Below are 12,740 nucleotides of genomic sequence, written 5' to 3' on the forward strand. Positions count from 1 at the left end.
GCCGTAGGTTTCAGAACCGAACCTATCCTGTTGTGATCTTTACTCAATAGTCCTTCGTATATTTGACGCTCGCACTCTGCCCGCCGCTCGATCCCGCGGCCGACAAGAGGCTCAGCGCCTTGGTCAGCGCAATCTCGAGCTGCGTCGATGTGAAGCCCTTCGCGTCGGTCACGATCTCAACATAAATGTTCTTCGTGATGTACTTGCCCGCCGCGAGGCTGGTGCCACGCCCGGTCGCCTGATCGGCGCCGAGCACGCGCAACCGGTCGAACCCGGTCGCCGAGCGGAGCTTGCCGAGCGGGTTCAGGCCGCCGCCGCCCGACCCGCGCAGCGAGTTCAACGCGGACGCCAGCTGAATCGCCTCGGTCGCCGACAGATTGGCTGGGCTCGAGCCGAACAGCAGGCGGCTGAGCACCTCGTCCTGCGGCAGGACCGGCGTCGAGGTGAACGCGATCTGCGGCTTCTGGCCGGTCCCGGTGACGTTGATGACGACGGTGATATCGCTGGTCGTAGTGGTCGCCTGGATGTTGATATCCGGGTCGGTCAGCGCACCGCCGCGGAAGCGGATCTGACCCTTGTTCACCTCGAACCGCTTGCCCGAGAACGAATAGGTGCCGCGGACCACGTCCATGCCACCGGTGACGATCGGCGCGGCGGAGGTGCCGCCGATGTGCATGTCCATCTCCCACTCGGACTCGAGGCCCATGCCCGAGACGAACAGCTGGTTCGGCGCACGCACACGGAGGTCGAGCTTGAACTTGCCGATCGCAGGCACGTCCGAGCGGTCGGTCGAGACGGGCGTCCGGATATCACTCTTGCGACGAACGCCGGTCAGTTCCGGGACCTCGGCCTGACCCTGGCGGATGATCTGGTAGCGCGCCTCGGGGATCTGGAGATCGCCCTGGATCAGGCCGCCATCGCGTCCGTTGGTGAGGTGAACCGTACCCGTCGTGGTCGCGCTGATCGCGTCGCTCTTGGCGAGCTGCGCATTGTTCAGCGTCGCGCGGATATCGATCGGGAAACCGCTATCCGCCGCGAACCCGATCTTGCCCTGCGCCTGCACGGTGCCGTCGCCGGCCTTTGCGGTCAGCTGCGTCAGTTGCAGGTCGGTGTTCGAGAACCGCCCGGCGATCCGCATCTGCGACAGACGCGTGCCATAGGTCTCGTTGTCGTAGGTCAGGTTATCGGCGCGGACGACGCCGTTGAGCTGCGGTGCGGACAGGCGCCCGGAGAAGTCGGCTGCGACCGCGATCGGGCCCGACAATTGCTGGTTCGGAATTGCCGCAAAGCTGAACAGCACCGCGGACGGGCCATTATAGCGTATCCCGCCCGACAGCGGCGCGGCCATCAGGCGCGTGCTCCACGAACCGTTGCCCGCCGGCAGCGGCCGGAGGTTGGCGACCATGCGGCCGATGACCGACGTCCCGCGACGCACCAGCGCGCGGCCAGTCGCACCCTCGCCGCCGAGCGTCCCGGCGAACACGATGTCGACGGGTTCGGAGACGGCGGCGAGGCCCGAGCGGGTGAAGTTGGCGACGGTTACGCGAACGTCCGCGGTCGGCAGTGCGGCCGAATTCGCCTGCGAGAAGTCGAGGCTGCCGGTCGCCTTGCCACCGATGCCGAGGTTCGGGACTAAAGCGGAGAGCGTCGACAGGTCGAGGCGATCGAGCCGGACCTGCGCGTTCGTGCCGCGGCCATAGCTGCCGGCCAGGCGCGCCGAGCCGCCGCCTGCGCCACCGAAGTCGATCCGGGTCGGCGACAGGCGATATTCGCCCTTCACCGCCTGGATGCGCGCCGGATTGACGGTGCGGAAGTCGATGCCGTTCGCCTGGCCCTGCGCTGCGACGAGGTAATTGTTGGGGCTGAGCTTGGTATTGACGGCGAGACGGAAGGGAACGCCGTTCGAGCCGGTCAGCAGCGCCTGTGCCGTGCCGTTGCCACCGACGTAGTTCACCTTCGCGCGCGCCGCGGAGAGGACGATCGCGCCGTAGCGCATGTCGGCGATCTGCGCGTCGGCGACGATCTGCGGCGTCGGGGTCAGCACCGCGGTGGCGTTGACGATCGCGCGGCCGATGGTGAAGTCGACCATGCCGGGGATCTTCGCGCCGTTGGCACGCGCCGCGACGTCGGCGCGCTGGTAGCCGCGCTGGTTGGCGAGGCGGACGTTGCCCGACAGGCCTTGCCCGGCGAACTGGAGCGCACCCGCGAACGGGCCGGCCGCAGTCTGGACGATCCGACCGCTGCCGACGATCCCGGCGAACACCACGCGGCGCACGTCGACCGCGAGTTGCGCGCCCGGCTTGACCAGCACGTCGGCGGTGAACGGCCCGTAATTGGTGCCGCCGCTCGCGGTGACGGCATAGGCGCCGCCGCGACCGACGATACGCGCGTTGAGGTTGACGAGGCCGACACCGACACCAGGACGCGGTGCGCGTAGGACGACGACCGGCGCCGTGGCGCTGCCCGTGACGCGGGCAGACAGCGGGCCATAGGCGGTCGAATACGCGTCGGCATTCACCAGCACGGCGCCGGTGGCCGGATCGAACCGGCCCTCGCCGCTCGTCACACGGAACTGTGGCGCGTTCATCCGAAGATTGCGGAAGGTAACGATGCCTTCGGGGCTGTAGCCGATGTCCGAGCGGATGATCGCGTTGCCGCCGAGGAAGCTGCGCGCGCCCTCGTTGAAGATCTGCGAGGTCTGCGCGACGACGCGACCGGTGATCCCGAAGCCGCCTTTCGGCCCCGGTACCAGCTTCGCGTCGGTCGTCAGGTTGACGATGCCGATGCCGTCGACGCGGTAATTGTTGATCCGGCCCTTGAGCGCGCCGGTGTAGCGACCGGTCGCCATGTTCGCGACGACCACCGCGGTCGCATCGATCTTGTCCGAACGGATCTTGAGGTTGTCGGACAGGACGTTGACGCCCGAAATCGCGAAGTCGCCGTCGATCGCGACGTTGGTCGCGAGCCCGCCGACGGCGGCATTGAGCCCCGTCACGCGACGCGCGCGCGCCTTGATCGGTACGAGGATACGGTCCGAGTTCACGCGGGCGAGACCCTCGGCGTAGAGGTTCTCGACGCCCATGTCGCCGAACGCGATCGTCGCCGCGCGCACCTTGTAGTCGACCGTCGGCGTCGCGAACGCGCCGTCGAGGACGACGCGTGCCGTGACATCACGACCGCGCAGGTTCGGAAGGATCGCACCGGGCGTCAGCAGCTTCGCGTTGACCGCGAAATTGCCGAAACGGCTGTTGGCGAGATCGATCAGGCCGCCGGCGTCGACCGCAAGCGCGTCCGACTTCAGCGTCATCCGCGTGTCGGCCTTGCGGTCGTTGAGCGTGGTATCGATGGCCACGTCGAGCTGCGGCGCGGTCAGGCGCTCGACCGGACCTTCGAGATACAGGCCTGGACGCGTTGAACCGCGCACTTCGATATGACCGTTCTTCGCGGTCAGGCCGAGGTTGGCGAGCTGTCCGCCGCCGAGCGTCGCGACCGCACGACCCTGCCACGAGGCCCAGCTACCGCGGCCGTCGACGCTTGCCGTCAACGGTGCCTTGAACGCGCCCATCGTCGACACGACGCCGCCGACCGGAGCCGTCAGCTTCACATTGACGTCGAGCTTGTTCTGTTCGGGCACCGCGTCGAGTTTCAGCACGAGGCGGTCGCCGCCGGCGATACCGGGGCCGGTCAGTGCGGTCGCGTTGGTGGTCAGCTGCGCGCGCTTGTCGGCGATGTGAACCGCACCGTCGATCTTGACGATATGCGTCTGGCCGGTGACCGGCTTGGCGATCAGGAAGCGATCGATCACCAGGCGGTTCACGTCGATGTCGAGATCGGGGAGCAGCGGCGCGTTCGGGTCGGTCGGCGTCGCGTTGAGCACCGGGCGGCGCTGCAGCGTGACCAGCGGCGTGGTCAGCGAACGCACGTCGACATGGTTCTTGGCGAACGCGAACGGACGCCAGTCGACGGCGAGCTTCGGGCTGGTCAGGAAGACGCCCTTGGGATCCGACACCCGCACGTCGCTGAGCGTCATCGCGCCGTAGATCGAGCCGTCGATCCGACCGACCTTGATGTTGAGACCGGATGCGGTGGTGTAGCCGCCGATCTGGTCCGCGACGAGGCGCCGGCCCGGATCGGTGTTGATTCCGAACAGCACGATCAGGACGAGCGCGATCAGGCCGACAGCCAGGATCGCGAGCCATTTCAGGATACGCTGCCATAGTGGGCGACGGTCTACGATCACCGTTTCGGTCTGCTCGAACTGGTCCCGCTCAGCAGGGCCCTGTTCAACAGGTGAGGTGCCGTTTTCGGCCATCAGAATGCCTGCCCGATCGAGATGTAGAGGGCGACCTTGCCGTCGCCCTTGCGGGGGTTCAGCGGAGTCGCGACGTCGAACCGCATCGGGCCGAAGCTGGTGTAGAAGCGCCCGCCGATGCCGGCGCCGTAGCGCAACGATGACAGGTTTGGCGTGCTGCTCTCATAGCTGTTGCCCGCGTCGATGAACGGCACGATGCCGTAATCGCCGAACCGGTATCGGGCCTCCAGCGCGAATTCGTTGAGCGAGCGGCCGCCGACCGGGTTGCCGTTGGGATCGAACGGCCCGAGCCGTTGATAACCATAGCCGCGCACCGATCCGCCGCCGCCGCCGTAATAGCGTCGTGACGGAGCGAGATCGTCGCGGTCTACGCCCTGGATCGAGCCCGCCTTGGCACGGCCCGCGATGACGATGCTGCTGGAGACGGGATAGTAGAACGTCCCCTCGATCATCGTCCGGATGTATGGCTTCACCGACCCCTGCACCGACGTTTCGGGGCTGAGGTTGAGCGTGAGGCGATAGCCCTTGGTCGGGTTGAGCAGGCTGTCCGAGCGATCGAACTTCACCTGGCCCGGTAGCGCGACGATGCCGTAGGTCCGGCGGACGTCCTTGCCTTGCGTGAAGTCGTAGACGCTTTCGTTCGTGCCGACGAGTTCGCCACCGTAATAATAGGTCAGCGGCTTCTGCCAGATCGGCGTGGAATCGTAGCTCCAGCGGACGCCGACACTGGTCGTGAACGCGTCGTAGGCGTCGTAATTCGAATGGTTCGCGCCCGCGGTCAGGCTGAACGTCTTGTCGCGCTTGCCCGCGTTGGCGCGGCGGAACGTGCCCGCCAGACCCTGCTCCTGCGTACCCGCGATCACCGACGCGATCAGCGCGCCCTCGTACGGGAACAGGTTGCGGTGCTGCCACGTGCCTTCCGCGCGGAAGCCCTGCCCGGTCGAGAACCCGACATTGCCGCCGAGCGAGCGCGGCTTGCCTTCGCTCTGGCGGACCAGCAGGTCGACCTGCTCGGTGCCGTCGGGGTTGATCGTGCCGGTGCGGACCGGCTCGACCGACACCGTCGAGAACAGCGACGTCGCGACCAGCGCATCGCGCAGGTCGTCGGTCATCCGGTTGTCGTAGAGTTCCCCCGACTTGAACCGCGGGAACAGGTTCAGATGCTCGAGGTTGAAGACCGGATCGCCTTCGGTGCGCAGCTGCCCGAACGACGAGCGCGGGCCGGTATCGACGGGCAGCGTGTACGCGCCGGTCGGGGTCTGGTCGTCGAGCAGGATGTCGCGCTCGCCGACCTTGACGAAAGGATAGCCCTGCTGCGGCAGCGTCAGGCTGACATTCGCCTCCGCGCCCTGGATCCGTGCCGCCTCGATCGGATCGCCGACCTTGAGCGGCAATTGCGTCCGAACCAGATCGGGGGGCGTCGTGGCGTCCGCCTTCACGGTGATCGACGACAGCGAATAGAGCCGGCCGGGTTGCGCGCTGACCGTCGCCTTCAGCCGCGCGGGCTTGGTCTTGTCGGCGTCGGGGATCGTTTCGATCGTCGAGATCGCGGTCGCATCGTAATAGCCGAGCGACTTCAACAGCCGCACCGCCAGCGCTTCGTCCTCACGCGCGCGCGCCGCGACCTGCGTGGCGTTCGCCGCCTTGCCCTTGCCCTCGGCGAGCGCGGACAGCGCCTTGTATTCGCCTTCTAGTCCGTCGCCCGCCTTGTCGAGCCCCTTGGTCGCGGTCTCGTAGCGGATCTCCGGCGCGTCCTTGTCCTTGATGTCGGCCGCGGTCTGGAGCGGGGTCGTGTCGAAGCTCGACAGCGGCGTCAGTGGTTGCGCGAGTTGTGGATCGCTCGGGCCGGTCGGCGGCAGGACGTCGCCGGCGAGCGTGGTCGCGGGGGTCGTTGCGGTGGCGGGAGTCGCCGGTTTCTGGGCGCGTGCCTGGGCAGGTGCCTGGGTCGTCGGAGCGGGCAGCGGCGCCATCGCTTCCAACGGCGCGTTCAGGTCCCCGCTCAACGGCGGCAAGGCGCTGTCGAACTCCGCGTCCGGCACGATCGGCGCGTCGGAACGCGGATCGTTCGACTGCGGCTGATCGCTGGGCTTGGGCGCGCCGGGGCCCTTGGCCGGGGCGGTGCCCGGCTTGGCGAGTTGTGCGGAAGCGAGGCCCGCAAATCCCCCGGTAAAACCTGTAGTCGACGCTACCAACGCCAGAGCGAGCCAATGATGCCGGCGGTTAGAAGCTGTCACACGATCCCCTTTACAGGCAGCGATCGTGCTCGATTCACCCCCATCTTCGTCCACGTAACGCACATAGGACGGCTTGGTTTCACAAAAATTAACCTCAGACACAGCCGATTAGGCCACCGACCGGCATGACGATCGTATCGCGGCCGGGGCGGTCGATCCGTAGCGTCGCGGAGGTCACGGTCGCGCCGGCGGAGATGTCGGCGCGGACCGCGACCGCCATGTCGAGCGTCGCGGTCACATCGCGGCCGCGATACTGGGTCACGCCGCCAAAGCCGAAGCCGATCGCGGGGGACTGCGTCGTCATCGCGTAGTCATTGGTCTTGCCGTCGATCGCCAAGCGGATCTGCGCGGGGTCGGCGGTCGCCATCGCGACGAGCTGCCGGCCGGCGTCCATGCTCCAGAGATACGCGGCGCATCCCTTGGCGGGGAGCTTCTGCGTGCCGATCGCGCCGAGGGGGCCCGGGCCTGGGTTCGCCCCCGGATTGGCCGCAGCAGACGGGGCCGCGGCTTGCAGCGCGAGCATAAGAGCGAGCGAGATCATGACGTCAGGCCTATCATGAACAGCCACGCGGGATAAGCCGCGATCGCCAGCAACGCGCCGAACGGGAGCGCGGTGTCCGACGCCATGCTGCGCCCCTTGAGGTGCGCGGCGAGGACCACACCGAGCCCGATCATGCTTGCGATGAGCAGGACGGCGGGCAGCATCTGCCACCCGAGCCACAGCCCGATCGCGCCGAACAGCTTGGGATCGCCGCCGCCCATTCCGTCGCGGCCCCGCAAATGCCTGTAGCCGAACGCGACCAGCCACAGCGCGCCGAACCCGGCGATACCGCCGATCAGCCGTTCCTGAAGCGGCGGGTCGATACCAAGCGCGGCGCCGACGAGCCCGGTCGCGGCGAGAAGGATCGTCAGCCGATCGGGCAGCCAGAACGCGACGAGGTCGAGGCTTGCCAGCGCCAGAAGCAGCCATCCGAACACTGCGCCTGCGATACCGACTTGTCCCGGTGCAACGATCCCCGCCGCCACGCCGATCACAAGTCCCGACAGCTCAATCCGCCAATGCACAGGACTGATCGAGACGCCGCACCCTTTGCACCGGCCGCGCAGAACGAGCGCGCTCAACAGCGGCACCAGTTCGACCGCGCGGAGAGTCCGCCCGCAGCCATCGCACGCCGAGCGCCCCTGCATCACCGATCGTCCGTCGGGCCAGCGCGTCACCAGCGCCGCGACGAAGCTGCCGATGATCGCGCCGAGCACGCCCAGCAGCACCGCCCAGAACGCGGCCTCAGACACCCGTTTTCCGCACGAGGTAGCGATACACGCCGAGGAGGTTGATCCCGAACAACACGATGTTCTGCGTGCCCAGCGCCCAGTCCCCGGTCAAGGCCGCACCGCTCAGCCACGCGATCGACGAGCCGACGAACAGCACGAACCCCCACCCTGTCACGCGCCGCCCGAAATCGAGCGACACCATGAACGCGGCGATGACGCCGGATGCTGCGGCGGACCATTTGAGCGTCGTGATGAGTGTTTCCATGATGGGGGGTCTAGGCGCATCCCGTGGTGCTTTGTATTGCCGCACATCAACCCCAGATACGGGGGCAGAAGAATACATGGAGAGTGAAGTGGCCGCCGATCGAGATCCCATCGTCATCCTGTCCTACGCGCGCACGCCGATGGGATCGTTCCAGGGCGCGCTTGCGGGCGCTACCGCAACACAGCTTGGCGCCGACGCGGTGCGCGGTGCGGTCGAGCGCTCGGGCGTCTCCGCCGCTGAGATCGAGCGGATCTACATGGGTTGCGTGCTGCCTGCCGGGCTCGGCCAGGCGCCGGCGCGACAGGCTGCGATCAACGCGGGTCTTGGCGATCACGTCGAGGCGACGACGGTCAACAAGATGTGTGGATCGGGGATGCAGGCGGCGATCCTTGCCGCGGATGCACTGGCTGCAGGCTCGGTCGACCTGCTCGTCGCGGGGGGCATGGAGAGCATGACCAACGCGCCATACCTCTCGAAAAGCCACCGTGGCGGCGCGCGGATCGGGCATGACCGGATGTACGACCACATGTATCTCGACGGGCTCGAGGACGCGTACGAACCCGGCAAGCTGATGGGCAATTTCGCCGAGGACACCGCGCACGAATACCAGTTTACGCGCAAGCAGATGGACGACTACGCGATCGAATCGCTGCACCGGGCGCAAGCCGCGCAGAAGTCCGGCGCGTTCGACCGGGAGATCGTCTCCGTCGATATCGCCGGGCGCAAGGGCACGACCACGGTCTCGCTCGACGAGCAGCCGGCCAAGGGCGACGTCGCCAAGATCCCGACGCTGAAGCCCGCCTTCTCGAAAGACGGCACAATCACCGCCGCCAACGCCTCGTCGATCTCCGACGGTGCCGCGGCTTTGGTGATGACGCGGGCTAGCGTTGCGGACCGACTCGGCATCACCCCGATCGCGCGCGTCGTAGCGCATGCCGCGCATGCCCATGCCCCGGCGCTGTTCACGACCGCGCCGGTGTTCGCGATGCGCAAGGCGATGGAGAAGGCCGGCTGGTCGGCGTCGGACATCGACCTGTTCGAGGTCAACGAAGCCTTCGCCGTCGTCGCGATGATCGCGATGCGCGACCTTGGTTTGCCGCATGAGAAGGTCAACATCCACGGCGGCGCGTGCGCGCTCGGTCATCCGATCGGCGCTAGCGGCGCGCGGATCCTGGCGACGTTGCTGTCGGCGCTGGAGACGACCGGGCAGAAGCGCGGGCTTGCCTCGCTCTGCATCGGTGGCGGCGAGGCTACCGCGATGGCGGTGGAATTGTGGAACTGATGCGCTGACTTCCCCCCTCCCTGGAAGGGAGGGGTTGGGGGTGGGTTGCTCTCCACGAGTCTCGAGAGCAGTTTGGAACGATGGCCCGTATCCCTCCCGAGATGACGCGGCGCGCTCGAGAGTTTCGCAATCATCCGACGGATGCGGATATCGCGATCTGGCATAGGGTCGCGTATTTTCGGCCGCGGTTTACTCGGCAGTTGGTGATCGAGCGGTTTATCGTCGACTTGGCGTGCCGGGAGGTGCGGCTGGCGGTGGAGTTCGACGGGAGCCAGCACATCGACTCGGTTCGGGACCGTTCGAGGACGCGGCGGTTGGAAGCGCTGGGGTGGACGGTGATCCGGTTCTGGAACTCCGACGTTACCCGCAATCCAGACGGCGTAACCGAGACGATCCTGGCAAGCGTCCTCCGTCTTCAGCGGCCAACCCACCCCCAGCCCCTCCCTTCCAGGGAGGGGAACTAGAAGGAAGCCGCCCGACTGGTAACTTCTTACCCCCTCCCTGGAAGGGAGGGGCTAGGGGTGGGTCGGCTTCCGCATCAAGCGACGCCTCCCAAAACGCCCCCTCAAAGCCTCAAGGCAGAGTCTCACCCGCCTCGACACCCCAAAGCCCGCCAACGGCAACAAACCCCGCCTGCCCCTTCACATCCAACCGGCACCAGCCATTGCCGCACCGGCTCAGCCGCCCGACCACGCCCGGTGCCGCGCGCCACAGCACCCGGCTTCCTGCATCGGGCTTCTCGCGCAGGTCCACCGGCCCCCCGCCATGCACGATCGCGGTGCGCGTGCCGCTCAACAGGTTCGCCTGCATCCAGCCCTCGGTCCCGTCGGGATCCGCGATCTTGCGCCATTCCTTGAAGATCGCGACAACCTTGATGGGAAGGTCCTGGCGTTGATACAGCCAGCTCGCGGGATACGTCCGGGCCGGCCCGGTCCGCATCCGCGCGCGCGACGCCGAGATCGACGCGTAATAGGGCACGCTCTTCTTCGTCGCGTCGGCCGCGGTCACCGGGTCGGGCACCAGCGCGGTGGCAACAAGAGCGGAAAGCGCGGCGGCGAGAATGCGCATGGTCATGTCCTAACTGGCGAACCGAACTCCTATCGCGACGAACCGCTTTCCTCAACCGAAGTTGCGGCCCCGAAGTTGCGGGCTCGACGTTGACGGGCACGAGCGGCTTCGCCAAGCCGGTCGCATGACCGACACACGCCGCTGTCCGAACCCCAAGGTCGTCGTCACCCGCGAGCTGGCCGATACGCTGATGGATCGGATGGAGGCGCTGTTCGACACGCAGAACAACCGCGCCGACACCAAGCTCGACCGCGACCAGCTCGCCGCGGCGATGGCCGATTGCGACGTGTTCGTGCCGACCGTGACCGACGACATCGACGCCGCGCTGATCGCGGGCGCAGGCGATCGCCTGAAGCTGATCGCGAACTACGGTGCGGGCGTGAACCATATCGACCTGAAGGCGGCACGCGCACGCGGGATCATCGTCACCAACACGCCGGGAGTGCTCACCGAGGACACCGCGGACATGACGATGGCGCTGATCCTGTCGGTGCCGCGGCGTCTGGCGGAGGGCGAGAAGCTGGTGCGCTCTGGCCAGTGGAAGGGCTGGAGCCCCGGCGGGATGCTCGGCCACCGGATCGGCGGCAAGGCGCTCGGGATCGTCGGGATGGGGCGGATCGGCCAGGCGGTCGCGCTCAGGGCACGCGCGTTCGGGCTGACGATCCATTACCACAATCGCACCCGCCTGCCCGCCGTCCGCGAGGCGCAGCTCGCTGCCACGTGGCACGAGTCGCTCGACGAAATGCTGGGCGCGGTCGACATCGTCACGATCCACACCCCCTTGAACGCCGACAGCCGTGACCTCATCGACGCCCGCCGGATCGGCCTGATGCGACCGCATGTGTATTTGATCAATGCGGCGCGCGGCGGAATCGTCGACGAGGTGGCGCTGGTTGAGGCGTTGGAAACCGGACGCCTGGCGGGCGCGGGACTCGACGTCTGGGCGCACGAGCCGGTGATCGATCCCCGCCTGCTGGCGTTGCCCAATGTCGTGATGTTGCCGCACATGGGCTCGGCGACACTCGAAGGGCGGATGGCATCGGGCGAGCGCGTCATCCAGAACATCCGGATGTGGGCGGATGGCCATCGTCCGCCGGATCAGGTGCTCGACGGCTGGGTATGAGCTTCCGCCGTTGATCCTCCCCCGCAAGGTTGAGGTGGTGACGGGGGACACGCGACGTTTCGCCGTCCTCCCCCTCCGACTGGCAAGGGCCAGCCACCTCCCCCTGGCGGGGGAGGATCGTTCCGTAACTCTCAGACCGCGCGCATCCAGTGGGTTCGCGCTACCGTACCGGTCAGCACCTTGGAGCCGAACGCCTTGATGATCTTAGCGGCGTCCGCACTGTTCATCAGCACGACGCGCGTGCCGCCCGACGGCAGCGTTTCGATCGCGCTGATGGTCGCGTCGTGCTTCTTGCACATCGCGACGACCTGAGGCTGTTCGACGCTGACATTGACCGCGCGCGAGATCGGCACGACCGTGTCGGTGCCCGTCGTCACGATGCGATCCCTGAGGTCACGATGGCAGAAGTGATCGTCATGCGGCATTCCCGGCTCGGAGCGGGAGCGCAAAGCATCTCTCAGTCGCAGCATGCCCGTACGAAGCGCCGCGATGCATCAGCTATGCGCGCTATCGCCCCGAACGGCAATGGCGCGGCATGCTTTGGCTATGCCCGCACCCGCAGAAAAGCGAGACCGAAACCGACGAAGATCGCCCCCGTCGCGCGGTCGAACGCGCGCCGCAACGCCGGACGCGTCAGATAGCGCGCGAGCGTTCGCCCACCGGCTGCATACACGCCGTACCAGAAGCTTTCGACGACCGCGAAGGTCGCCACCAGGATCGCGAACTGCGGTGCCTGCGGTGAGGCGCGATCGACGAACTGCGGCAGGAATGCTGCGGCGAACAGCAGCAGCTTGGGATTGCTGATCCCGATCACGAACCCGCCGCGAAACAGGCGCCACGCCGACACGGTCGGGGGGAGCGCCACCGGCGTCGTATCGTCGCCGACGTCGATCGGAGACCCCGCCCCGCGCCACGCCTTGATCCCGAGGAATATGAGGTACGCGACGCCGGCATAGCGCAGCGCGTCGAACACGCGCGGCCATGCCGCGAGCAGCGCGGACACACCCGCCGCGGACGCCGCCAGCACGAGCACCAGCGCGGTAAGGCACCCCGCCATTGCCGCGACGCTGCGCCGCGCGCCGAAGGCGATGCTGCGTGTCATGACGTGCAGCATGTTGGGTCCGGGCGTTCCGCATAGGAGGAACACCGCGACCACGAACAACCACCAGGCGTGTAGCGTCATG

General features: G+C 67.3%; 11 protein-coding genes. 3 read left to right on the forward strand and 8 right to left on the reverse strand.

The features are described 5' to 3' along the window. Positions 1 to 43: 43 nt before the first annotated feature. The 5 genes from C8J44_RS06640 to C8J44_RS06660 all read right to left on the reverse strand — a co-directional run bounded on the left by C8J44_RS06640 (position 44) and on the right by C8J44_RS06660 (position 8,083). Positions 44 to 4,312 carry a translocation/assembly module TamB domain-containing protein gene (locus C8J44_RS06640; protein WP_121903922.1) on the reverse strand — a complete coding sequence of 1,423 codons (4,269 nt, stop codon included), beginning with the start codon at positions 4,310 to 4,312 and terminating at the stop codon, positions 44 to 46. After that, entirely contained in the window at positions 4,312 to 6,504 is a 2,193-nt protein-coding gene (locus C8J44_RS06645; RefSeq protein WP_404969202.1) for a BamA/TamA family outer membrane protein, read from the reverse strand. The genes C8J44_RS06640 and C8J44_RS06645 overlap by 1 nt, the downstream gene beginning before the upstream one ends. A gap of 136 nt (positions 6,505 to 6,640) precedes the next feature. After that, positions 6,641 to 7,087 carry a hypothetical protein gene (locus tag C8J44_RS06650; protein ID WP_121903923.1) on the reverse strand — a complete coding sequence of 149 codons (447 nt, stop codon included), beginning with the start codon at positions 7,085 to 7,087 and terminating at the stop codon, positions 6,641 to 6,643. Next, positions 7,084 to 7,839, reverse strand: a complete 756-nt coding sequence (locus C8J44_RS06655; protein ID WP_121903924.1) for an A24 family peptidase — start codon at positions 7,837 to 7,839, stop codon at positions 7,084 to 7,086. The genes C8J44_RS06650 and C8J44_RS06655 overlap by 4 nt, the downstream gene beginning before the upstream one ends. Further along, positions 7,832 to 8,083: a hypothetical protein gene (locus C8J44_RS06660; RefSeq protein WP_056050651.1), complete on the reverse strand. Its 252-nt coding sequence runs from the start codon at positions 8,081 to 8,083 to the stop codon at positions 7,832 to 7,834. The genes C8J44_RS06655 and C8J44_RS06660 overlap by 8 nt, the downstream gene beginning before the upstream one ends. A gap of 88 nt (positions 8,084 to 8,171) precedes the next feature. On the opposite strand from C8J44_RS06660, the gene C8J44_RS06665 reads away from it, so the two are divergent. Both C8J44_RS06665 and C8J44_RS06670 read left to right on the forward strand, forming a co-directional pair. Continuing rightward, positions 8,172 to 9,365 (forward strand): acetyl-CoA C-acyltransferase, encoded by a 1,194-nt coding sequence (locus tag C8J44_RS06665; RefSeq protein WP_404969190.1) that lies wholly within the window; start codon positions 8,172 to 8,174, stop codon positions 9,363 to 9,365. A 101-nt stretch (positions 9,366 to 9,466) separates the two neighbouring features. Beyond that, complete coding sequence (locus C8J44_RS06670; protein WP_310886158.1) at positions 9,467 to 9,829, forward strand: DUF559 domain-containing protein; 363 nt, start codon at positions 9,467 to 9,469, stop codon at positions 9,827 to 9,829. A 109-nt stretch (positions 9,830 to 9,938) separates the two neighbouring features. Here C8J44_RS06670 and C8J44_RS06675 read toward each other — a convergent pair whose 3' ends face one another. Beyond that, a complete protein-coding gene (locus C8J44_RS06675; protein ID WP_121903927.1) occupies positions 9,939 to 10,439 on the reverse strand; it encodes an SH3 domain-containing protein in 501 nt (166 codons plus the stop codon). Positions 10,440 to 10,557: 118 nt separating this feature from the next. Here C8J44_RS06675 and C8J44_RS06680 point away from each other — a divergent pair, with 118 nt between their 5' ends. Beyond that, a complete protein-coding gene (locus C8J44_RS06680; protein ID WP_121903928.1) occupies positions 10,558 to 11,556 on the forward strand; it encodes a D-glycerate dehydrogenase in 999 nt (332 codons plus the stop codon). A gap of 131 nt (positions 11,557 to 11,687) precedes the next feature. On the opposite strand, the gene C8J44_RS06685 is transcribed toward C8J44_RS06680, so the two are convergent. Both C8J44_RS06685 and C8J44_RS06690 read right to left on the reverse strand, forming a co-directional pair. After that, complete coding sequence (locus C8J44_RS06685; protein ID WP_235529850.1) at positions 11,688 to 11,933, reverse strand: hypothetical protein; 246 nt, start codon at positions 11,931 to 11,933, stop codon at positions 11,688 to 11,690. Positions 11,934 to 12,100: 167 nt separating this feature from the next. Further along, a complete protein-coding gene (locus C8J44_RS06690; RefSeq protein WP_121903929.1) occupies positions 12,101 to 12,739 on the reverse strand; it encodes a LysE family translocator in 639 nt (212 codons plus the stop codon). Position 12,740 lies beyond the last annotated feature (1 nt).

This window comes from Sphingomonas sp. PP-CE-3A-406 (genome assembly GCF_003688625.1).
Classification (GTDB): domain Bacteria; phylum Pseudomonadota; class Alphaproteobacteria; order Sphingomonadales; family Sphingomonadaceae; genus Sphingomonas.

Coding starts and splice junctions, on each gene's coding strand:
- C8J44_RS06675 (WP_121903927.1), bottom strand. CDS start 10,439: ATGACCATGCGCATTCTCGCCGCCGCGCTTTCCGCTCTTGTTGCCACC.
- C8J44_RS06660 (WP_056050651.1), bottom strand. CDS start 8,083: ATGGAAACACTCATCACGACGCTCAAATGGTCCGCCGCAGCATCCGGC.
- C8J44_RS06640 (WP_121903922.1), bottom strand. CDS start 4,312: ATGGCCGAAAACGGCACCTCACCTGTTGAACAGGGCCCTGCTGAGCGG.
- C8J44_RS06670 (WP_310886158.1), top strand. CDS start 9,467: ATGACGCGGCGCGCTCGAGAGTTTCGCAATCATCCGACGGATGCGGAT.
- C8J44_RS06690 (WP_121903929.1), bottom strand. CDS start 12,739: ATGACGCTACACGCCTGGTGGTTGTTCGTGGTCGCGGTGTTCCTCCTA.
- C8J44_RS06650 (WP_121903923.1), bottom strand. CDS start 7,087: ATGATCTCGCTCGCTCTTATGCTCGCGCTGCAAGCCGCGGCCCCGTCT.
- C8J44_RS06680 (WP_121903928.1), top strand. CDS start 10,558: ATGACCGACACACGCCGCTGTCCGAACCCCAAGGTCGTCGTCACCCGC.